3 protein-coding genes are annotated in these 25,173 nt (G+C 65.2%); all 3 read right to left on the bottom strand.

Annotated elements, in window-relative coordinates:
• Window positions 1-264: 264 nt before the first annotated feature.
• Genes VRB54_RS09950 through VRB54_RS24525 form a run of 3 tightly spaced genes read right to left on the bottom strand, consistent with a single transcriptional unit; the run spans window position 265 to window position 24,502 of the window.
• Complete coding sequence (locus VRB54_RS09950; protein WP_338480629.1) at window positions 265-11,601, bottom strand: amino acid adenylation domain-containing protein; 11,337 nt, start codon at window positions 11,599-11,601, stop codon at window positions 265-267.
• On the bottom strand, window positions 11,598-16,709 hold the full coding sequence (locus VRB54_RS24530; RefSeq protein ID WP_422396078.1) for an amino acid adenylation domain-containing protein: 5,112 nt from the start codon (window positions 16,707-16,709) through the stop codon (window positions 11,598-11,600). Before VRB54_RS24530 ends, VRB54_RS09950 begins: the two co-directional genes overlap by 4 nt.
• A gap of 8 nt (window positions 16,710-16,717) precedes the next feature.
• Window positions 16,718-24,502, bottom strand: a complete 7,785-nt coding sequence (locus VRB54_RS24525) for an amino acid adenylation domain-containing protein (protein ID WP_422396077.1) — start codon at window positions 24,500-24,502, stop codon at window positions 16,718-16,720.
• Window positions 24,503-25,173: the final 671 nt, after the last annotated feature.

The following is a 25,173-nucleotide window of genomic DNA, read 5'->3' as shown; positions in this document are numbered from 1 at the left end:
AAGTAACCAAAGGGCTCTTGCCCCAACACTCGGCACCTCGCTCAGGCTCGGTGTGCCCGAACGCAGGCTTGAATCCGTGGGCCGCCTGAGATCAAAAGCAAGAGCCAAAGCAGAGCCAAGCAGATTGATACTCTTCTGAAAGATGGCGATCCAAATGTGGGAGGGGGCTTGCTCCCGATGGCAGTGTGTCAGCTACCAATAAGCTGACTGACCCACCCTCATCGGGAGCAAGCCCCCTCCCACATTTTGAGCGGCATACACCCGTCACGACACCACCTCCCCAACAACCAACGACTCAAGCCACCACTTAGCCAACCCAGAAACATTGGGCGCTTTGAGCAACGTAAAGTGATTCCCCCCGCCATACCAAACCTCAAACCCATCCCCCTGCCCACGCCACCCCTCAATCATCGCCCCCTGCTCCCGCAGATTGCCCACCGCATCCAGCGCAGGATCCTGCGCCAACACCAACCTCACCACCCCGCCATACCGCCGTCCAGGCCGATACACCGTGCGCAATGCCGCCGCATACGTGCGCGCCGGACCCACCATCGCGTCCGTAGATGCACGCCCCGGCAGCAACCCGACCGCCACCATCCCCGCATGCAACGCGAGCCGCTGCGCCACCTCGTCGCGCCCGGCAAATTCCACCGGATCAATCCCCAGCGGCCGGCCGGCCGACAACTGCATTGCCTCGATCAACCGCAACAACGCCGCCGTCGACGTATAAGGCCGTCCCACCACGCCATTGCCGCCCGGCGCTTCACTGTCGATCACCGTCAACGACGCCACCTCACGCCCGGCCGCCTGCAAGCGCAGCGCCATTTCCAGTGCCACCCAGCCGCCGAACGAATGCCCGATCAGATGCACCGGCCCGTGCGGGCATTCCTGTTCCAGCGCCGTGAGGTAACACTGCGCCGCCGCCTCGACCTGGCTGTGAGGCACCGCCTCGCCGTCCAGCCCGCGCGGCTGCAGGCCGAACAGCGGCCAGTCACGCCCGAGCGCTTCGCCCAAGCCCACGAACCCGGTGACGCTGTCGCCCGCCCCCGGTACGCAGAACACCGGCGCAAACCCCGGCCGGCCACTTTGAATACGCAGCAGCGGCTGATGGGCCGCCTGCGTCACGGGTAACGAGGCTGCCAACGCTTGCGACATGGCCGCGCCAAGTTCGCGGATATGCGGCGCCTGCATCATGCTCTGATGATCACCCGGCACCTCCACCTGACGCAGTTGTCCCGGTGCCAGAGCAGCGTCCCACCCCAACGAATCACTGCGCTGCGACAACTCGGTAGGCCGCTCCCGTGCGCTGAACAGATGCACCGCGACCGGCAGCGGGAACAGGCTGTAATGCGCCAATGCATGCCCATGTCCCACTTCCCGTTCGATAAAACTCAGCAGGTCCGCGTCCGCAGCCGCCGCCATTTGCGCGTATAGCAGACCCTCATCGCGACAGCGTTGCAGCAGAGCCGCAAAGTCCAGCTGTCCAATCCCTGCCTCCAATTGTCCAAGGCTCGCCAACTCATCCAGACCTCCCTGTACTGTCCAATACGCCGTGCACTGCAACAGCAAATGTCGCTTGAGCGCGTCCGGCCCGCTCCACCGCGCCTTGCCCTGGTCGGTCATGCGCGGCACATAACTGTCGATCAAGCCGAGAAATGCCACCGGCTCATCCAGCCCCAGCAACTGCACCGCGACTTCATAGGCCAGCACGCCACCAAAGGACCAACCCGCCACCCGATAAGGCCCGTGGGGCTGAATACTGCGAATCAGCCCGACCATGCGCGCCGCAAGGCCTTCCATCGTGTAAAGGTGAGCTTCGCCCAGTGGCACGCCCGGCAAGCCATAAATGGGATAGTCACCAGGCAGATGCTGGCCCAGCGCCGGAAAGTACACATCCATACCGCTGAACTCGTGCACCAGGAACAAAGGCGCCTGCGTACCCGCAGTGCGTACGCTGATCACCGCACTGTCACGCACGGGTGCCTGCGTGCGCTGGCGCAGCATTGAGGCGACCGACGCCACGCTGGCATGTTGGAACAGCTCGGCCAGCGACACTGCAAGCCCCGCTTCGTCCATCAGATTGACCAGCCGAATCGCCAATAGCGAGTGCCCGCCCAGCTCAAAGAAGCTGTCGTGACGCCCTACCTGATCCACCTTCAACACGCCAGCCCACAACCCTGCCAGGGTCTGCTCCAGGGCATCGGCCGGCGCTTCGAATTCGCGACTGGACAGGACCTCCGGAGCGGGCAGCGGCAAGGCCTTGCGGTCGACCTTGCCGTTGGCCGTCAATGGCAACTGCGCCAGCGGCACATAGGCTGACGGCAACATATAGTCCGGCAGCTGGCATTGCAGGTGGGCACGCACGCTGTCAATCGCAACTGGCTCGGCGGCCCAGGTGAAATACGCCACCAGGCGCTTGTCCCCCGGCACGTCCTCGCGCACCAGCACCACCACATCCTGAAGGCCCGCGCAGGTCGCCAGGCGCGCTTCGATCTCACCTGGCTCGATACGGAAACCACGAATTTTCACCTGGTCGTCAGTGCGCCCGACACACTCCAGCAAACCGTCGGCCGTCCAGCGCCCGAGGTCACCGCTGCGGTACAACAAGGCGCCGGTATTGAACGGGTCCTGCACGAACTTTTCGGCCGTCAGCTCCGGGCGATTCAAGTACCCATTGGCGACGCCTTCGCCACCGATGCAGATTTCACCGACCACGCCCTGCGGCGTGGGCTGCAACTGCGCATCCAGCACATACACCTGGGTATTGGAAATCGGCCGGCCAATCGGCACGCTTTCGGCGTCATCGGCCAGCGCGCGCACTTCGTAAGTGGTGGCGTAGGTGGTGGTCTCCGTCGGCCCGTAGCAATGCACCAGCCGCAAGGCCGGTGCCCGCGCCAACAGGCTGCGGAACGCCGCCGGGTCGGCGCGCTCGCTGCCGCACAGCAAAATGCGCAACCCCGCCAAAGCCTGGGGGATCAATTGCACATACTGATTGAACAGCGCCGTGGTGACGAACAGTACCGTGACGCCGACCAAGGCTTCACCCAAAGCCACCGGATCGAGCAACGTCGCATGGTCGATCACCTGCACCTGCCCACCGTTGAGCAACGGTCCCCACACGTCCATGGTGCTCGCGTCGAACGCCGGGTTGGAGGCAAAGGCCACGCGGTCGCCGGCATTGAAGTCGGCGTAGCCGTTGTTGATCACCAGCCGCGTAATGCCGCGATGGGGCACCAGTACGCCCTTTGGCGTGCCGGTGGAACCGGAGGTGTACATGATATACGCCGTGCCCTGAGACGACTGCGACAGGTCCGGGTTGTGGCTCGGTTGCGGGTCGAGTGCCAAAGTGTCGAGGTTCAGGCGACTCACACCCGCACCGGCAAGCACATCACTGCGCGTCATCAACCAGGCCGCCCCGCTGTCGTGCAGCATGAAACCCTGGCGCTCGACGGGGGCGCTGATGTCCAGCGGCACATACGCGGCGGCGCACTTCAGAATCGCCAGTTGGCTGACCACCAGATCAATCGAACGCGGTAACAGCACTGCGACGTTGGCACCAGGTTGCACACCCAGGCCAAGCAGATGATGAGCGAGGCGGTTGGCGCGACTGTTCAGCTCACCGTAACTCAACACCTGCGCGCCCTGCATCAGCGCCACCGCGTCGGGACGCGCCAGGGCCTGGGCTTCGAACAGGCGCTGCACCGTGTGTTCGCGCGCAAAGCTGCGGGTGGTCGCATTAAAACCTGATAACAGTTGCAGGCGCTCCGCACTGGGCAGGATCGGCAAGCGGCTGACGGCGGTATCCGGGTTGCACTCAAGCGCCTGCACCAGTTGTTCGACAGCAACCTGCAGGTAGGTGCATAACCGACGGGCGCCCTGCCCGGTGGCCTTGAAGCAGAAACGTTCGCCGAGGTCATCCACACTCAAGGAAATACCGTAGCTGGTGTGTTCCTCGGCCTTGAGCAACTGGATGCCTTGCCAGGCCTCGGCCACACCGCCCACTTGCGGCGCACTGTGTCGATAGTTGAAAAGCACGTTGAACAACGGCGTCGCCGCCGGCACCGCGCTGCAACGCTGGGCCAGGGCCAGGGGCGCATGCTCGTGGTCGAGCAATTGGGTCAGGCGTGCATGGGTAGCACGCAATGCAGTGTGTACCGACTGCTCGCCCAGATCGACCCGCAGCGGCAAGGTGTTGATAAACACGCCCATGGCCCGCTCGGCGCCTTCACCGCCCTGCAAGCGGCCGAGCAACACACTGCCGAATACCACCTGCTCACGGCCCGACACCTTGCCCAGCACATGGGCCCAGGCCAGGTGCATCAGGCTCGCCGCACTTACGCCGGCCTTGCGTGCCTGCACCCGCGCCCGCTGGCTCACGCTGAGGTCGAGCGCCCACTCGGCCTTCTGGTCACCGCCCAGTTCCGGCACACAGGTCGGCTCATCGATATCGCCCAGCATCTCGCAAAAGAACGCCTCATGGTCGTCAACACCCAGGCAGGTCTGGGCGACATAGTTGCGGTACGGCACCGCAGCGCCCAACCCGGCCTCGCGCCCGAGCAAAAATGCCTGCATTTCGTGCTGCAGGATATCCAGCGCAACGTGGTCCATCACCAAATGATGGAACAGCAACGTGGCAACAACGCGCTGTGCTTCCTCACGGTATACCAGACGCATCAACGGAGCCTGCGCCGGGTCCAGGCGCGGTGTCACCGCGTCTGCTTCGACACTGAGCAAGGCTTCACGCCACACCACCTGCACAGGTTGCTCAAGGCCGTCCCAGTGAAAAGACGAACGCAGGATGTCGTGCCGCTGAATCACTGCCTGCAAGGCACTGGCGAAGGCGTCCAGTCGCAAACGGTTGTCGAAGGCAAACTGCGCTTGCAACACGTATGTGTCGTCGCCCGGCGCAGCACGATGCTGATAAAGAATGCCCGCCTGCAACGGCGCCAGCGGGTAGATATCCTGCACATTCGCCGCGCCACCGGGAATGCAGGCAACGATACGCTCGATGGCGAGCTGATCCAGTTGGATCAGCGTCAGCATGTCCGGCGTAATCTGCATGCAATCGGCAGCAATGCCATTGGCCGGCACCGCCACTTCGCGGCTCCCTCCCAGCGCGGCCGCCAGGGCCGCCAATGTCGGCTGGCCGAACAGCACTTTCACGTCCGCTGACAAGCCCAGGCGCCGCATACGCCCCACCAGGCTGACCGCCAACAATGAGTGCCCGCCCAGCTCAAAGAAGTTGTCGTGACGGCCCACGCGCTCCACGTTGAGCAACTCGGCCCACAGGCTGGCCAGGGCTATTTCGGTATCGCCCTGAGGCACTTCGTATTCGCGCGCCGCCAGCACCTCCAGACCAGGCTCAGGCAACGCCTTGCGGTCGAGCTTGCCATTGGGGCTCAGGGGCAACGCATCAAGGTGCACAAAGGCTCCAGGCACCATGAACTCCGGCAGATGCTGCAACAGGTGCGCACGCAGCACGTCGACGGGGCTCGCCACGCCCGTGTAATAGGCCACCAGACGTTGCTCGCGGGCTACCACGGCGGCCTCGCCAATCGCCGGGTACTCAGTCAGGCGTGCCTGAATTTCGCCCAGCTCAATGCGCAGGCCGCGAATCTTGACTTGATCGTCATTGCGACCCAGGTATTCGATAGTGCCATCGGGCAAATAGCGCCCCACATCGCCGGTACGGTACATGCGCCCAGTCACAAAAGGGTCGTCAAGAAAGCGCTCGGCGGTAAGCTCGGGACGATTCAAATAACCCCGCGCCACCTGCACACCGCCGATGAACAACTCGCCGACAACCCCCAGCGGTACTGGTTGCAGCTGCCCATCCAGCACATACATGCGCGTGTTGGCAATCGGCTTGCCGATGGGCGTGTTGTCCGGCGTTACAGGGCCTGCGCAGTTCCACGCCGTCACATCCACCGCCGCTTCGGTGGGGCCGTACAGGTTATGCAGTTCGCTGCCCGGCAACTGCTGCTTGAAGCGTCGCACCAGGCTGCCCGGCAAGGCTTCACCGCTGCAGATCACCCGGCGCAGCCCAACCACTCGGCTGACGTCGCCGTGGGCGAGGAACACGTCCAGCATCGACGGTACAAAGTGCAAGGTCGTGATCTGCTCTGCCTCGATCACCTCGCACAGGTACTCAGGGTCTTTGTGCCCGCCGGGACGTGCCATCACCAGGCGCGCGCCGGTGTACAGCGGCCAGAAGAACTCCCATACCGACACGTCGAAACTGAACGGGGTTTTCTGCAACACGCTGTCAGCGGCGCTCAGACCGAAGGCGTCCTGCATCCACAACAAACGATTGACCACGCCGGCATGCTCATTGATCACCCCCTTGGGCTGGCCGGTGGAACCGGAGGTGTAGATCACGTAGGCGCTCACTCCGGGTACGCCAGGGTTTTCGACCGACTGATGCTGCCAGGTCGGCCGGTCCAGATCGACCACCGGCGCCTCGCCCAACAACGCCTGAGTAGTGCCTTGGGCCAATACCACCCTTGGCGCGCTGTCTTGCAGCATGTAGGCGATACGCTCCAGCGGATACGCCGGGTCCAGCGGCACATAGGCGGCGCCGGCCTTGAGAATCGCATACAGGCCGACAACCATTTCCAGGCCGCGCTCGACACAGATCGCCACCCGCGTCCCCGGCTGCACGCCAAGACCCAGCAGGTGATGGGCCAATTGGTTAGCCTGGGCGTTGAGCTGGGCATAGCTCAGGTGCTGCTCGCCAGCCGTGACCGCGACAGCCTGCGGCGTACGTTGAACCTGTGCTTCGAACATCCCGTGCAGGGTCTGCTCGAGGTTGTAGTTGACAGCGGTGGCGTTGAAGTCGAACAGCAGGTGCTGACGCTCGCGCTCGCCCACCAGCGGCGTGTGCTCCAGCACAGCCTGGTCGTTGTCGACCATGGCCTGCAGCACGCGGGTGAAGTAGCCCACGTGGCGCTGCATCGTCGCCTCGTCAAACAGCGCGCTGGCATATTCCAGCGCGCCGAGGATGCTGCCGCGCACTTCACCCAGGTTCAATGACAGGTCGAACTTGGCAAAGTGGCTGTCTTCCATGATGCCTTCCAGGGCCAGGTCACCAAGCGCCAGGGCTGGCGCGCTGCTGTCCTGCCAGCTGAACAAGGTCTGGAACAACGGGCTGTGCGCCAGGCTGCGCAGCGGCCGGACAATTTCCACCACCTGTTCGAACGGCAGGTCCTGATGGGCCTGGGCCGCCAGTGTCAACGCCTTGACCCGTGCCAACAGCGCCTCGGTAGTCAGCTCACCCGAGGTATCGATACGCACCGCCAGGGTGTTGACGAACAGGCCGATCAGCCCTTCCACCTCGCTGCGCGCGCGGTTGGCCACCGGCGTGCCGATCACCAGGTCCTGCTGCCCGGACAATCGTGCCAGTAACGACGCCCAGGCGCTCATCAAGGTCATGTACAGCGTGACGCCATGGCGCTGACTCAGGGCCTTGAGACCGGCGGTCAGACGTTCGTCCAGACGCACCTCGACGCTGCTGCCGGCGTAGTCCTGCTGCGCCGGGCGCGGGCGGTCGGTGGGCAGGGCCAGCAAGGCCGGCACCCCGGCCAGCGCCTGCTGCCAATAGTCGCTTTGGCGCTGCAGCACCTCGCCGCTCAACCACAGGCGTTGCCACACGGCAAAGTCCGCGTACTGGATCGCCAGTGGCGGCAGCGGGTCAGGCTGGCCGTGGCTGAAAGCCTGGTAAAGCGCCATCAGTTCACGGGTGAGCACCCCCATGGACCAGCCATCGGAGACAATGTGGTGCAGGGTCAGCAACAGCACATGGTGCTCGTCGGCCATGACCACCAGTCGCCCGCGCAGCAACGGGCCGCGTTCCAGGTCGAACGGCGCCGAGGCTTCGCCGTGGATCAACGCGTCCAGCGCCTGCTGCGGCTGTGGATGGCGACGCAGGTCTTGCACCTGCAAGGGCAGCACGTCTTCTGCAGGCACAATCAACACTTGAGCCTCGTCGCCATGCTGAGCGAAGCGGCTGCGCAGGGTTTCATGGCGCGCGACGATGCGTGCCAGGGCGCGCTGCAAAGCCTCGACGTGTAATTGACCACGCAACCGCAGGCCAATGGGAATGTTGTAGGCGGTGTTGGCCCCTTCCATCAACGCCAGGAACCACAGGCGCTGCTGGGCAAACGACAATGGCACGGCATCATCACGGTTGGCCGGCATGATCGACGGCAAGGTGCTGCGCCCGGCCTTGGCCAGCACCTGAGCGACCGCCGCCAGTTCGGCATTGGCAAACAGATCGGCCAACAGCAACTCGACGCCCAGGCGCTGGCGAATCTGCGAGACCATGCGCATTGCCAGCAACGAATGCCCGCCCAATTCAAAGAAATGATCGCGTCGGCCCACGCGTTCCACCTGCAGGACATCGGCCCAGATCTGCGCCAGCAGTGTCTCGATGTCGCCCTCGGGCGCCTCGTAGTCACGGCTGAACACGGCGGCGCTGTCCGGCGCTGGCAGGGCCTTGCGGTCGAGTTTGCCGTTGGCGGTCAGCGGCAGCGCGTCGAGTTTCATGTAGGCGACTGGGACCATGTAGTCCGGCAAATGCGCCACCAGGTGCGCTCGGAGGGCGCCGACATCCTGGGGCTCGAGTTGCGGGTTCTCGGTGAAATACGCCACCAGCCGATCTTCACGCACCAGCACTACTGCTTCCTGAATGCCTGGCAACTGGTTGAGCCGGGTTTCGATTTCGCCGAGTTCGATGCGCATGCCGCGAATCTTCACCTGATCGTCGTTGCGCCCCAGGTACTCGAGATTACCGTCGGGCAACCAGCGCGCCAGGTCGCCGGTGCGGTACATGCGGCCCTGGCTGAACGGGTCCTGCAGGAAGCGTTCGGCGGTCATTTCGGGCCGGTTGAGGTAACCGCGTGCCACGCCGCTGCCGCCCACATACAATTCACCGGCCACGCCCAACGGCACCGGCCGCTGTTGTGCGTCGAGCAGGTAGACCCGCGCATTGGCGATGGGCTTGCCGATGTGCAAGGCGCGGCCCGCCTCGACCTTGCCGGAGGTGGCGACCACCGTGGCTTCGGTGGGCCCGTAGTTGTTGATCACCTCGAAGGTTTGCTCACGGTTGAACGCGCGCAGGCGGTCGCCGCCGATCAGCAGGGTGCGCAGGGTCGGGTGTTCGATCTGCTGGCTGAAGGCGTACTCGGCCACCGGCGTGGGCAAAAAGCACACGTCCAGAGGTTGCGCGCACCACCAGGCCAGCAGCGCGTCGATGTCTTCGGCGCCGTCACTGGCCGGCGGCAGGTGCAGGGTCGCGCCCACGCACAGCGCCGGCCAGACCTCCCAGGCCATCGCGTCAAAGCCGAAACCGGCGACGCTGGCGGTGTGGCGTCCGGCGCACAGGTCGAAAGCGCGGCAATGCCAGTCCACCAGGTTGGCCACGGTGTGGTGCTCGACCATCACGCCCTTGGGCAGGCCGGTGGAACCGGAGGTGTAGATCACATACGCAAGGTTCGACGGCGTGACCGCGACTTGCGGATTGCTTGCCGAATGATGCTGCCAGGTGTAGCGGTCCAAGTTGATCACCGGCACGTCCAGCGCGGGCAGGCGCTCGAGCAACGCATGCTGAGTGAGCACCGCCACCGGTGCGCTGTCGCTGAGCAGGTAGGCCAGGCGTTCGGCCGGGTGCGAGGAGTCAACGGGCACGTAGCAGGCGCCAGACTTGAGGATCGCCAGCAAGCCGGCCAGAGTGTCCAGGCCACGGCGGGCGACGATGGCGACGCGGTCATCCGGTTTCACGCCCAGCGCCAGCAGGTGATGGGCCAGCAGGTTGGCCTGCTGGTTCAACTCGGCATAGGTCAACTGGCGGCCTTGATACACGGCGGCGATGGCATCCGGCGTCAGCGCCGCCTGGATCTCGATGCGGCCATGCAGGGTGGTGCCCTGGGGGAAATCGGCGGCGGTCGCGTTGAGTGTTTCCAGCAACAGGTGTTGCTCGGCCGCGGGCACCACCGGCAGTTGATCGAGCGCGGTGTGCGGCGCCTGCTCCAGGGCCGTCACCAGGTGCTCCAAAGCGGTTTGCAGGTAGCCACAGACACGCTGCGGGTCGACCTGGGTGCTGGCCAGCAGGCTCAGGCCGAAACCGTCGCCCAGGTCATCGACGCTAAGGGTCAGCGGGTAATTGGTGCGTTCCTCGGCGCGCAGTGCCGAGATGCCCTGCCAGGCCGCAACCGCTTCGGCACTCGCCGCCGGGGCACTGTGGCGATAGTTGAGCAACGCGCTGAACAACGGCGTGGGCGCGGTCACGCCGCTGCAACGCTGGGCCAGGGCCAACGCTGCATGCTCATGGCGCATCAAGGTGGTCAGCCGCGCGTGGGTGGCCTTGACGCCGGCACGTACCTCCTGACCGTCCACGTCGACGCGAAACGGCAGGGTGTTGATGAAAATACCCAAGGCGCGGTCCGTGGCGTGGCTGCCCTGCATACGCCCCATAAGCACGGTGCCGAACACCACCTGTTGCTTGCCGGCCAATACGCCCAACACCTGGCCCCAGCCCATGTGAAACAGACTCGCGGCGCTCACGCCCAACAACCGCGCCTGCGTACGCAGGCGCTGGCACAACTCGGCCGCCAGCGGCAGGCTGACCTCGGCAATGCCGCGCGCATCGCCCTGCACATCCTGCAGGCCGAATGGCAGCGTCGGCTCACTGATGTCGCCAAGCATCTGCCGGAAGAAGCTTTCGTGTTCCTGCTCGCTGATGCCCAAACGGGCCTGTGCCACATAGTTGCGAAACGGCACGGCCTGGCCCAGCAACGCGCCCTGCCCCAACAGGCATGCCTGCATTTCGTGGCACACCACGTCAAGGGCGCTGTGATCCAGGGCCATGTGGTGGAACAGCAAGGTAGCAACGAGGCGCTGGTTGGCCAGGTCCTCGGCGTATACCAGGCGCAGCAGCGGCGCCTGCGTCACATCCAGCCGGTAGTGCCGGGCGTCGAAGCGCGCGTGCAGTTGCGCGGCGATATCGCCGTCGGCCGGGTCCAGCTCAAGGGCCTGCACCGGCAGGCGCGCCTGGCGCCACACCACTTGCGAGGGCTGTTGCAGACCGTCCCACACCACGCCGGTGCGCAGAATATCGTGCCGGTCCATGACGCTTTGCAGCGCCTGGGCAAACGCCTCGAAACGCTCCAGGCTGTCGAAGGCGAACTGCGACTGCATCACATAGGGGTCGCCCTGTTCGGCGCTGACGTGGTGGAACAGAATGCCTTCCTGCAGCGGCGCCAGCGGGTAAATGTCCTGGATATTCGCCACGCCGCCGTCGACGCTGGCGACAATACGCTCGATCTCTTCCTGGCTCAGGGTGGACAGGGTCAGCATGTCCGGGGTGATGCGCGTTGCGCCAGCGGGGATGCCATTGGCCGGCACCTGCACTTCACCGGCCTTGGTCGCTGTGTAGTCGCCAGCCTTGATCAGCTCGATCAGCGCCGGTTTGTGCTCGCGCAGCGCGGCGAGTATCGCCGGCTCGCTCAATGCCTGTTTGTTGCCTTGCACCGACAACTGTTCGCCCTTGAGGGCCAGTTGGATGTCCTTGGTTTTCAGCGTCGCCAGCAGTTGATTGAGGCTCATAGGACGATCTCCATTCGTTCGGTTATAGCGGCGTAGCCGGCCAGGGTCGGCTGTTCGAACAGCGCCCGCACATCGGCTTCCATGCCTTCCTGGCGCAAGCGCCCGATCAAGCTCACGGCGAGCAGCGAATGCCCGCCCAGTTCAAAGAAATTGTCATGCCGCCCTACCCGCTCCACCTTGAGCAGCTCGGCCCACAGCGTGGCCATGAGGGTTTCGGTGTCGCCTTCGGGCGTTGCGTACTCACGCACGCTCAGCGCCTGCAGGCCGGGTTCGGGCAGCGCCTTGCGGTCGAGCTTGCCGTTGGGGCTCAGGGGCAAGGCGTCCAGGTGCACGAACAGCGCGGGCACCATGAAGTCCGGCAGGTGCTGCAGCAGGTGCGCACGCAGGCTGTCGATCTCGGCCGGTGCGCCGGTGTAATAGGCGACCAGGCGTTCGTCACGGGCCATCACCACCGCGTCCTTGACCGCCGGATGCTCGATGAGGCGCGCCTGGATCTCGCCCAGCTCGATGCGCAGGCCACGGATCTTCACCTGGTCATCGTTGCGCCCCAGGTACTCGATATTACCGTCGGGCAAGTGGCGGCCGATGTCGCCGGTGCGGTACATACGGCCGCCGTTGAACGGGTCATCGAGGAAGCGTTCGGCGCTGAGGTCCGCGCGGTTGAGATAACCGCGCGCCACCTGCACCCCGCCAATGAACAGCTCACCCACCACCCCCAGGGGCACGGGCTGCAACTGCGCATCCAGCACGTACATGCGGGTGTTGGCGATGGGTTTGCCGATGGGCGTGTTGTCGGGTACGTCCGGGCGCGCGCAATTCCACGCGGTTACGTCCACCGCCGCCTCGGTCGGGCCATACAGGTTGTACAGGCCGATGTCCGGCAACTGCTGCTTGAAGCGTCGCACCAGGCTGCCCGGCAATGCCTCGCCGCTGCACATCACCTGCCGCAGCCCCGCCGCCTGGCTGACATCGCCGTGGGCGAGGAACACATCGAGCATCGACGGCACAAAGTGCAGCGTGGTGATGCGCTCGGTTTGGATCACCTCGCACAGGTACGCCGGCTCCTTGTGCCCGCCCGGACGCGCCATTACCAGGCGTGCACCGGTAAACAGCGGCCAGAAGAACTCCCACACCGACACATCGAAGCTGAACGGGGTTTTCTGCAACACCGCATCGTCGGCGTTGAGGCCATAGGCGTCCTGCATCCACAGCAGGCGGTTGACCACGCCGGCATGCTCGTTGATCACGCCCTTGGGCTGGCCGGTGGAGCCGGAGGTGTAGATCACATAGGCCTGGTGCCGTGCGGTCAGCGCCGGCACTTCGGGGTTGGTGGCGCGCTGGTGCTGCCAGGTGCCGTGGTCGAGGTCGATCACCGGCACATCCCCCAGCAGTGCACGCGTTGCGGATTGGGCCAGCAGCACCACCGGCGCGCTGTCGTGCAGAATGTAGGCGATGCGCTCCTGGGGATAGGCCGGGTCGAGCGGCACATAACCGCCGCCGGCCTTGAGGATCGCGAACAGGCCCACCACCATGTCCAGGCCACGCTCCACGCAAATGCCCACCCGCGTATCCGGCTGCACGCCAAGGTCACGCAGGTGATGGGCCAAACGGTTGGCGCGCTCGTTGAGTTGCTGGTAGGTCAGCTGTTGATGATCAGCCTTCACCGCCACAGCGTGCGGCGTACGCACCACTTGCGCTTCGAACAGGCCGTGCAGGGTCTGGTCGAGGTTGTAAGCGACCTCGGTGGCGTTGAAGCCCTGCAGCACTTGCCGGCGTTCCTGCTCGCCGAGGATCGACAGGCGATTGATCGGCTGCTGCGGCGCCTGCTCCAGCGCTTCGACCAGGCGGGCCAAAGCCGTCTGCATGTAGCCGCACACCCGTTGCGCGTCCAGGCGGGCCAGGGCGGTGACATCGTAGCCGTCGCCCAGGTCGTCCACATTCAGGCTCAGCGGGTAGTTGGTGCGCCCGTCATTGGCCAGGGTCTGCATGCCTTGCCAGGCCTGCTGCGCATCAGCCGAACGGGTGGCCGCGCCGCGATGGCGGTAGTTGAGCATTGAACTGAACAGCGGCGCCGGTGCCGCCACGCCGCTGCAACGCTGGGCCAGCGCCAGGGATGCATGCTCATGCCCAAGCAGTGCGCTGAGTCGGCCGTGGGTGGCGCGCACCGCCGTCTTGACGCCCTGACCGTCGATATCCAGACGCAACGGCAAGGTATTGATAAACACCCCCAGCGCACGGTCGGCGCCTTCGCCACCTTGCAGGCGGCCCACCAGCACCGTGCCGAATACCACGTCGTGGCGGCCAGACGTCGCGGCCAGCACTCGGGCCCAGGCCAAATGGAACAGGCTCGCGGTGCTCACCCCCAGTAAACGTGCCTGGGTACGCAGGCCGCGATTCAATTCGGGATCCAGACGCAGGCTGTATTCTTCGATTTGATGGCCGTCGCCCCGCACGTCCTGCCAACCGAACGGCAACGTCGGCTCGTCAATGTCGCCGAGCATGTCGCGGAAAAATGCCTCGTGCTCCTGCTCGCTGACGCCCAACAGCGCCTGGGCCACATAGTTGCGATAAGGCATCGGCGCTGCCGTGGGCGCGCCGTGGCCGAGCAGATGGCCCTGCATTTCGCGCAGAACCACGTCGAATGCCGTGTGGTCCAGGGCGATATGGTGATAGAGCAACACCACCACTACGCGCCCGTTGGCCGGGTCCTGGGCATAGTTCAAGCGGATCAACGGCGCCTGGGTGATGTCCAGGCGATAGCGCCGCGCATCGAAGCGTTCATGCAGCCCTGCCAGTACGTCGCCTTGCAGGTGCAGTTCCGTCATGCTCAGCCGGGCTTCGCGCCACACCACTTGCAGTGGTTGCGCCAGGCCTTCCCACACCACGCCGGTGCGCAAAATATCGTGACGGTCGATCACCTGTTGCAACGCATCTGAAAAGGCGTCCAGACGCTCGAGGCTGTCGAAGGCCAGGTGGGATTGCAGCAGGTACGGGTCGCCCTGCCCGGCGCTGATATGGTGGTAAAGGATGCCCTCCTGCAACGGCGCCAGCGGGTAAATGTCCTGCACATTGGCGGCGCCACCCGGCACCTGCGCGACCACCTGATCGATCGTCGATTGGTCGAGGCTGACCAGCGCCAGCATGTCCGGCGTGATGCGTTGGCAATCGGCCGCGATACGGTTGGCCGGCACCTGCACTTCGCGACCGCTGCCCACGGCGGCGGCCAGCGCGGTCAGGGTCGGCTGGCTGAACAGCACGCGCACATCGGCGCTCAGGCCGGCCTGACGCATGCGCTCGATCAGGCTCACGGCCAGCAACGAATGCCCGCCCAGCTCAAAAAAGTGGTCATGGCGACCGACTTGCTCCACCTGCAATACCTCGGCCCAGATGCGCGCCAAGGTGGTTTCGACGTCACCCTGCGGGGCTTCGTACGCGCGACTGAGCAAGGCGGATTGATCCGGCTCCGGCAGCGCCTTGCGGTCCAGCTTGCCGTTGGCGGTCAGCGGCAACGCATCCAGGCGCATATAGGCGACCGGCACCAGCGCCTCGGGCAACTGCGCCTGCAGGTGCGCGCGCAGGCTCTCGATATCTAGCGCGCGCTGCTCGGTGAACCAGGCCAGCAGGCGGCCTTCGCGCACCAGCACCACCGCTTCACGAATGCCATCCAGTGCCGCCAGGCGGCTTTCGATTTCACCGAGTTCCACGCGCACGCCGCGCACTTTCACCTGATCGTCGTTGCGGCCCAGGTATTCAAGGTTGCCATTGGGCAGCCAGCGCACCAGGTCGCCGGTGCGGTACATACGGCCCTCGTTGAAAGGGTCTTGCAGGAAGCGCTCTGCGGTCAGGTCCGGGCGGTTCAGGTAACCGCGCGCGACGCCGCCGCCGCCCACATACAATTCACCGGCCACGCCCACCGGCACCGGGCGCAGTTGGGCATCCAGCACGTAGCTGGTGGCGTTGGCCACGGGCCGGCCGATGTGCAGGACCTGCCCGGCGCGCATGCGGCCGGAGGTCGCGACCACCGTGGCTTCAGTGGGGCCGTAGTTGTTGATCACCGCAAAGCGCTGCTCGTGGGTGAACTGGCGCAGGCGGTCGCCGCCGATCAGCAGCGTGCGCAAGGTCGGGTGTTGCAGTGGCTGGCTGAACGCGTATTCGGCCACTGGCGTGGGCAGAAAGCTCACCTCCAGCGGTTGCGCCAGCCACCAGGCCAGCAGTTCGTCGATGTTTTCATTGCCCACCTGAGCGGGCGGCAGGTGCAGGGTCGCGCCTATGCACAGGGCCGGCCAGACTTCCCAGGCCATCGCATCGAAGCCGAAACCGGCCAGGCTGCTGGTATGTCCTGAAGGTTTCAAACCGAAGGCCGCGCAGTGCCAATGCAGCAGATTCTCGACACTGCGGTGTTCCACCATCACGCCCTTGGGCTGGCCGGTGGAGCCGGAGGTGTAGATGACGTAGGCCAGGTGCGCCGGGGTCAGGTTGGCGAGCCGCGGATTATCAACCGCGTGGTGCTGCCAGCGTGGGTCGTGCAGGTCGATACTGCTGACCTCGCCCAACAGCTCGCGAGTACTGGATTCGGCCAGCACCGCCACCGGCGCGCTGTCCTGCAGCAGGTAGGCGATGCGTTCGGCCGGGTACGCCGGGTCGATGGGCACGTAGCCGGCGCCCGCCTTGAGAATACCGAGCAGGCCTACCAGCATCTGCGGGCCGCGACGGCAGCAGATCGCCACGCGGTCGTCCGGTTGCACGCCCAGTGTCAGCAGGTGATGGGCCAGTTGGTTGGCGAGTTGATTGAGTTGCTGATAGGTCAGTGATTCGTCGTCCTGCTGCACGGCAACCGCCTTGGGTTGGCGCTCGGCCTGAACTTCGAAAGCGCCATGCAGGGTCTGACCGCGCGGGAAATCCCGGGCGGTGGCATTGAAGTCACGCAGCAGGGTGTCGCGCTCGGCCGGCGGCAGAATGTGCAGCTGGTTCAGCGGGGTTCTCGGGTTGTTTTCCAGGGCGCCGACCAGTTGCTCCACGGCCTTATGCATATAGCCACACAGCCGCTGCGCGCCAATCTGTGGCAAAGCCAGCACGCTCAAGCTGAAGTCAGTGCCCAGGTCATCCACGCTCAAGGTCAGCGGATAGTTGCTGCGCTCTTCCCCCCGAGCAGTTGCACGCCTTCCCAGATGCCATGGCCGTCGCGGGCCATTTCGCCGGGGGTGCTGTGACGGTAATTGAGCAAGGCGCTGAACAGCGGCGTTGAATTCGCCACGCCACTGCAACGCTGGGCCAGCGCCAGCGACGCGTGTTCATGGCCCAGCAACGCGCTCAAGCGTGTGTGGGTGGCCTTGACCGCCACCGCCGCGCTGGCAGCTACATCGACGCGCAATGGCAAGGTGTTGATGAACATGCCCAGCGCGCGGTCGGCGCCGTCGCCGGCCTGCATGCGGCCCATCAATACGGTGCCGAACACCACGTCGTCGCGCCCGGACACCAGCCCCAGCACCTGGGCCCACGCCAGGTGCATCAGGCTGGCGGCACTCACGCCCAGCTGCCGCGACTGCTCACGTACGCGCTGAGCCAGCGCGGTGTCGAGGGGCAACTCGGCCTCTTCGATAGCGCGCCCGTCGCCCTGCACGTCCTGCACGCCAAACGGCAACGTCGGCTCATTAATGTCGGCGAGCATTTCGCGGAAGAACTGCTCATGCTCGGCGGTGCTCACGCCCAGGCGCGCCTGGGCCACGTAGTTGCGAAATGGCGCAGGCTCGGGCAACGCATCGGCCTGGTCGAACAGGAACGCGCGCATTTCCTGGCCCACCACTTCCATGGCGGTGTGGTCCAGCGCCAGGTGGTGGAACAGCAGGATCGCCGCCACGCGGTTATTGGCCGGATCCTCGGCGTAGACCATGCGCAACAACGGCGCCTGGGTGATGTCCAGGCGGTAATGTCGCGCATCGAAACGGCCGTGCAACTGCTCGATGATGTCGCCATCCGCCGGGTCCAGATCAATGGCTTGCACCACCAGTTGCGCCTTGCGCCATACCACTTGCACCGGGCTGTCCAGGCCTTCCCACACCACGCCGGTGCGTAGAATATCGTGGCGCGCAACCACGTGTTGCAGCGCGCCCATGAAGCTGTGCAAACGCTCAAGACTGTCGAACGCCATGCGCGATTGCAGCAGGTAGGGATCGCCCTGTTCGGCGCTGATGTGGTGGTAGAGGATGCCTTCCTGCAACGGCGCCAGCGGGTAGATATCCTGCACATTGGCCGCGCCACCGGGCACGGTCGCGACGACACGCTCGATGGCCGCCGGGTCGAGCTGCACCAGGCTCAACATGGATGGGGTGATGTGGGTGCAGCCCGGTGCGATGCCATTGGCCGGCACCACAATCTCGCGGCCACTGCCGATGGCCGCCGCCAACGCGGCCAGGCTCGGCTGACTGAACAGCACGCGCACATCGGCGCTGAGGCCGACCTGACGCATGCGTTCGATCAGGCTCACCGCCAGCAGCGAATGCCCGCCCAGTTCGAAGAAGTGATCATGCCGGCCCACGCGCTCCAGCTTGAGAACGTCCTGCCAGATTTGCGCCAGCACGGCTTCCACCTCGCCTTGCGGGGCCTCGTAGCCGCGACTGAGCAGCGCAGCCTGGTCCGGCGCCGGCAGGGCCTTGCGGTCGAGTTTGCCGTTGGCAGTCAGCGGCAACAGCGCCAGCCAGACATAGGCCGAAGGCACCATGTAATCCGGCAATCGACCGTGCAGGTGGTCGCGCAATGCTTCGATCGGCAGCGCTGCAGCGGCGGTGTAGTAAGCCACCAGGCGTTTGTCACCAGGCTCGTCTTCACGGACCATCACAACCGCATCCTTTACCTGCGGGAACGCGGCCATGCCGGCTTCAATTTCTCCGGGTTCAATGCGGAAACCGCGAATTTTCACTTGCAGGTCATTGCGCCCCTGGTACAGCAAGGTGCCGTCGGCCTGCCAGCACGCCAGGTCGCCGGTGCGGTACAGCTGGCCTTCGCCAAAGGGGTTCGGGATAAATTTCTCGGCGGTCAATTGCGGCTGGTTCAAGTACCCCTTGGCCACACCGGCCCCGCCAATATACAACTCACCGGTCACGCCCAAAGGCAACGGCTGCTGGCGCGCGTCCAGCACGTAGGCCTGGGCATTGCCGATGGGAAGGCCAATCGGAATGCTGCCCGCGCCGACCGTGGTGATCTCAAACGTGGTGGAGAAGGTAGTGGCTTCGGTCGGACCGTAGCCGTTGACCAGGTGTCGGGGTTTGCCGTGCGCAAGCACGCGACCTATCACCGAAGGGTCCAGCACATCGCCGCCGACGATCAGGTAGCGCAACTGGCCGAACACCGGCATCAATGTGTCGGCGTACTGGTGGAACAGTCCGGCAGTCATCCACAACACGCTCACGGCCTGTTCCTGCAACAGCGTGGCAAACGCTGACTGGGACAACAGCACTGCGTGGTCGACCACCACCACACAACCGCCGTTGAGCAACGGCGCCCACACGTCGAGTGTGCTGGCGTCGAAGGCCGGGTTGGAGGCGAACGCTACGCGGTCATCCCGGTTGAAATCGGCATAACCGTTGTTGAGTACCAGCCGCGAAATCGCCCGATGCGGTACCTGCACGCCTTTCGGCGCGCCGGTGGAACCGGAGGTGTAGAGGATGTACGCAACGCTCTCGGCCGATTGCGAAAGCAGCGGGTTTTGCGCTGACAGCGCCGCCGGGTTCAGCTCGGTGAGGTTGTCCAGCACGCGTCGCGCGCCGCTGTCGCGAATGATAAAGGCCTGGCGCTGCGCCGGGGCATTGATGTCCAGCGGCACATACACCGCCGCGCATTTGAGGATCGCCAGCTGACACACCAGCAGGTCGAGACAGCGTGGCAGTGCAATCGCCACGCTTTCTCCCGGCTGCACGCCTTGGTTGATCAGGTGATGGGCCAGTCGATTCGCACGCCGGTTGAGGTCGCCGTAGCTCAGGGACACCAGGCCATGCACCGCTGCCACCGCGTCGGGACGCGCCAGGGCCTGGGCTTCGAACAATTGATGCACGGTGAGATGCGCGGGGTACTCGCGGGCGGTGGCGTTGAAGTCCACCAGCAGTCGGTGACGCTCGCCCGGCGGCAGAATCGACACCGCCTGCAACGCCGTGGTCGGCGCCTGTTGCAGCGCGATCAGCAGGTTGCGCAATGCGGTCAGCATGTAGTCGCCCACACGCTGCACATTGACCTGGGCCACGCCCTGCACCGCCAGCGCAAAGCCCGTGCCCAGGTCATCGACACTCAGCACCAGCGGGTAGTTGCTGCGCTCTTGGGAACTGAGGATATCGATGCCAAAGCCCGCGAACGGACTGGCGCCCGGCGCCTCGTCCGGTGCGCTGTGGCGGTAGTTGAGCAAGGTGCTGAACAACGGCAGCGAAGCCGGCACGCCGCTGCAACGCTGGGCCAGGGACAGTGAAGCGTGCTCATGGCCGAGCAATTGCGCCAGGCGCGCGTGGGTGGCGCGCACGCCGGCCTGCACGCCAACGGTGCCGAGGCTCACCCGCAGCGGCAAGGTGTTGATGAACATGCCCAGCGCGCGGTCGGCGCCCTCGCCGCCCTGCATGCGCCCCAGCAACACGGTGCCGAACACCACGTCCTGCTGGCCGGACACCTGGCCCAATACCTGCGCCCAGGCCAGGTGCATCAGGCTGGCCGGGCTCACGCCCAGCTGTCGCGCCTGTTCGCGCAGGCCCTGGCTCAGCGCCGGCTCCAGCGGCAAATGAACCTCGTTGATGCCGCTGCCGTCGCCGTTCACATCCTGCAGACCGAAGGCCAGCGTCGGCTCGTCGATATCGCCGAGCATCTCGCTGAAAAACGTTTCGTGCTGGGCCTGGCTGACACCCATGCGCGCCTGGGCCACGTAATTGCGGTACTGCACCGCGTCGGGCAGCTGTGCGCTGCGACCGGACAGGCTGGCGCTCATTTCTTCCACCAGCACTTGCAGCGCGGTGTGGTCGAGCAGGATGTGGTGCAACAGCAGGATGCCGACGAAGCCACCCCGCTCCTCGGCGTAGACCAGGCGCATCAGTGAAGCGCGGGACAGGTCGAGGCGATAGTGACGTGGGTCGAAGCGCTGTTGCAGTTGCGCCAGTCCATCGCCGCCCTGATGCTCAATGCGCTCCACCGCCAGCGGCGCCTGGCGCAGGACCACCTGCACCGGCTCATCCAGGCCTTCCCAGAGGATCGCGGTGCGCAGAATGTCATTGCGCTCGATCACGCTGTGCAGCGCGCCAACGAAGGCGTCCAGCGCCGCCTGGTGTTCGAAGCGCAACTGCACCTGCAACACGTAGGGATCGCCCTCGGTGGTTGCCAGGTGATGGTAGAGAATGCCGGCCTGCAACGGCGCCAGGGCATAGATGTCCTGCACATTGGCCACGGGCACGCTGTGCAGGATGTGGTCGATGGCCGCCTGGTCGAGGTCGATCAGCGGCAGCATGTCCGGGGTGATGCGCTCGCTGCCGGCGCTGATCAGGTTGGCCGGCACCTGCACTTCGTGCTGCCCGCCCACCGCCGCAGCCAATGCCGCCAATGTGGGCTGACCGAACAGCACGCGCACGTCGGCGCTGAGGTCGACCTGGCGCATGCGCTCGATCAGCTTGACCGCCAGCAGAGAATGCCCGCCCAGCTCGAAGAAGTTATCGTCGCGGCCCACCCGGTCGAGCTTGAGCAGCTCCTGCCAGATGCCCGCGAGGGTGTTTTCCACTGTGCCCTGAGGGGCCGCGTAGCCGCGCCGGGCCACGGCATCGGCGTCGGGTGCAGGCAAGGCCTTGCGGTCGAGTTTGCCGTTGGTGGTCAGCGGGAACTGGTCGAGCAGCACGAAGGCGGCCGGCACCATGTGTTCGGCCAGGCTCAGCAGCAGGTGGTCGCGCAGTGCAGCGATATCGGGCGTGCCGTCGGCAATCACGTAGGCCACCAGGCGTTTGTCGCCCGGCTCGTCTTCGCGTACGACAACGACTGCGTCGCGCACGCCCGGCGCGGTGGCCAGGCGCGCCTGGATTTCGCCCAGTTCGATGCGGAAGCCGCGAATCTTCACCTGGTCATCGTTGCGCCCCAGGTACTCGACGCTGCCATCGGCCAGCAGGCGGCCGAGGTCGCCGGTGCGGTACATGCGCAGGCCGGTGGCCGGGTCGGCCAGGAAGCGTTCGGCGTTCAGTTCATCGCGGTTCAGGTAGCCGCGCGCAACACCGGCGCCGCCCACGTACAGCTCGCCGACCACGCCCATGGGCAGCGGCTGGCGCTGGGCGTCCAGCACGTAGAGTTGCAGGTCGGGAATGCGCACGCCAATCGGGCTGACCCCCACCAGACGCGCGTCCGCCGCCTCGAGGGCGCGGTAGGTCACGTGCACGGTGGTTTCGGTGATGCCATACATGTTCACCAACTGCGTGCCGGCGTTGATCGCGCGGGCATACCAGGGTTTGAGCATGCCTGGTTCCAACGCTTCACCGCCGAAAATCACCTGGCGCAGGGAGTGCGCTTCGCTGCTGTGGCCCTGGGCCGCAATCAATTGGCGAAACGCGCTCGGCGTCTGGTTGAGGATGCTCACGCCGGCTTCGCAGAGCAGCGCATAGCACGCATCCGGCGAACGGCTGACCAATTGCGGCACAATCAGCAACTGGCCGCCGTGCATCAACGCGCCCCAGATTTCCCACACGGAAAAGTCGAAGGCGAACGAGTGGAACAGCGCCCACACATCGGTGTGATTGAAACCGAACCAGTGCTCCGTGGCACTGAACAGGCGCGCGACCTGGCGATGCTCGATCATCACGCCCTTGGGCAGGCCGGTGGAACCCGAGGTGTAGATCACATAGGCGAGGTTGGCCGGGCTGAGCGGCACGCGCGGGTTGACGATGGACTCACCGCGCAGGTCGTTCAAGTCGATCTGCGCCAGGTCGCCCACCCGATGGCGGGTATTGGCCTGCACCAGCACGGCCAGCGGTGCGCTGTCGGCCAGGGTGTAGGCGATGCGTTCCTGCGGGTAGGCCGGATCGATCGGCACATAGCCGGCGCCGGCCTTGAGAATGCCGAGCAGGCCGATGATCATTTCGGCGCCGCGCTCTACGCAGATCGCCACACGGTCGTCTGCACGGATGCCCTGGGCAAGCAGGCGGTGGGCGACCTGGTTGGCGCGTTCGTTGAGCTGGCGGTAGGTCACGCGCTGCTGGTCGTAGCGCAATGCGATGGCGTCGGGATGGGCGGCGGCGTGGGCTTCGACCTGCTGGTGGATCAACGCAGTGTCGGCATAAGACGTGGGGCTGTGGTTAAGCGTGTGCAGCAGGTGCTTGCGTTCGGTGTCAGGCAGGATGTTCAGGCCGCAGAGCGGCATGTCCGGTCGCTCGTGCAGGGCGTCGGCCAGGCTGTGCAGGGCAACATGCAGGTAGTCGGCCACGCGCTGCGCGCCGATGGAGGCGTCGACCATCACCGTCAGCGCGAAGTCTTCGCCCAGGTCGTCGACGTTGACCGTCAGCGGGTAGTTGGTGCGCTCTTCGGCGCCGAGCACCTGGATGCCTTCGGCGATGTCGATCACCTGGGCCATGTCCGTCGCCGCGCTGTGGCGGTAATTGAGCATCGCGCTGAACAACGGCGTGGGCGCCGTCACGCCGCTGCAACGTTGGGCCAGGGCCAGGGACGCGTGCTCATGGTCGAGCAAGGCGGTCAGGCGCGCATGGGTCGCCTTGACCTCGGCGCGCACGCCCTGCCCGCCCACATCCACGCGCAACGGCAGGGTGTTGATGAACATGCCCAGCGCACGTTCACCGCCTTCACCGGCGCCCATGCGCCCCAGCATCACGGTGCCGAACACCACCGCGTCGCGGCCGGACACCACGCCCAGCACACGGGCAAAGGCCACGTGCATCAGGCTTGCCACGCTCACCCCCAGTGGACGTGCCAGGCTGCGCAGGCGGCGGCTCAGGTCGCTGTCGACGGGGACGCGCGCCTCGTCGATGCCCTGGCCGTCGCCCTGCACATCCTGCAGGCCGAACGGCAGCGTTGGCTCATCGATATCCGCCAGCATCGTGCGAAAGAACGCTTCATGGGCCTGCTCGCTGACGCCATGGCGCACCTGGGCGATGTAGCTGCGAAACGCCACCGGCTCGCTCGCCAGTGCCTGCTGGCCGGTCAGGTACAGCTGGATTTCATGGCGCACCACGTCGAGGGCGGTGTGGTCGAGAATGGTGTGGTGGAACAGCAGCATCGCCACCACGCGCTGGTTGGCCGGGTCGTTGGCGAACACCAGACGCAGCAGCGGCGCCTGACCCAGGTCCATGCGATAGCTGCGCGGGTCGTGGCGCGCGCCGAGTTGCGCGAGAACGTCACCACCGGTGAAGCGGGCTTCTTCGCAGGCCAGGGTTGCCTTGCGCCACACCACTTGCAGCGGCTCGTCGAGACGCTCCCACACCAGCGAGGTGCGCAGGATGTCGTGGCGGTCGATCACCCATTGCAGCGCTTGGGCGAAAGCATCCAGGCGAGTGCGGCTGTCGAACACGAATTGCGCGTGCAGCACGTAGGGGTCGCCCTGCTGCGCCGAGAGGTGGTGGTAGAGCATGCCTTCCTGCAGTGGCGCCAGCGGGTAGATGTCCTGCACGTTCGCTGCGCCGCCGGGGATGGCCGCGACGATGCGATCGATGGCGTCCTGGTCGAGGCTGACCAGCGCCAGCATGTCCGGGGTAATGCGGTAGGCGGGGCTGAGCCAGTCGCCGCCATGCTCGGCCACCAGCTCGAGAAGCTGAGGTTTGTGGGCGATGAGTTGATCCCATAGCGCGTCATCCAGGGCCTCGTCGTCACCGAGGATGATCAGGTCGCCTTCTTCCAGTTGCAGACGGATCGCGTGGGTGGAAATCGCTGTCAATAATTCGCTGAACTGCATGGAGTAACCTGCCTGATAAGTCACGGGGGAGAAGAAAGTCCGTTTTCAGCTGCCGTTTGAATCGGGCGTGCTGGGCGCCTTGAAATAGCGGGCGCAGCCGGGGGCCTGAAGAGGCTTCCGGCAGGCTTGGAAAATTAAGGGATTTGGCAGGCGGGAGGTGACATGGGAAGCGGGGACAAGCGGAATGGGAAAAGGTTTCACTTGAGGTTTGTTGTGGAGAGCGGGCTTGCCCTGATGCCGTTCAGTTAAGCGAACGCTATGCTCATAGCGACGCAGATCAAATGTGGGAGCGGGCTTGCCCGCGAAGGCGTTGGCCCGGCAAACATTGACGCTGGCTGACCCACCGCTTTCGCGGGCAAGCCCGCTCCCACATGTTGTACCTCGTTCGGCAGACCATTTCGGTCGGCTCTCGGGCCGCCGCGCTTTTGCTTTTGATCTGGAAGCGCCCCGTCAAACACGCTGGCCGAACGCAGGCTTGAATCCGTGGGTAACCCGGCAGGACGCCGGGTTAGCCGCACTGGGCCAGGGATGGCCCATTGCGGCGGCCCACGGATTCAAGCCTACGTTCGGGCACACCGAGCATTAGCGAGGTGCCGAGTGTTGGGGCGAAGGCTTTTTGGTTACTTTTGTGCCTTTACAAAAGTGACCCGCTGTAAGAGCGGAACCTTAAG

This window comes from Pseudomonas trivialis, from assembly GCF_036864995.1.
Classification (GTDB): domain Bacteria; phylum Pseudomonadota; class Gammaproteobacteria; order Pseudomonadales; family Pseudomonadaceae; genus Aquipseudomonas; species Aquipseudomonas trivialis.
The sequence above is the reverse complement of the archived record's forward strand: the minus strand, read 5'-3'. Positions and strand labels throughout refer to the sequence as shown.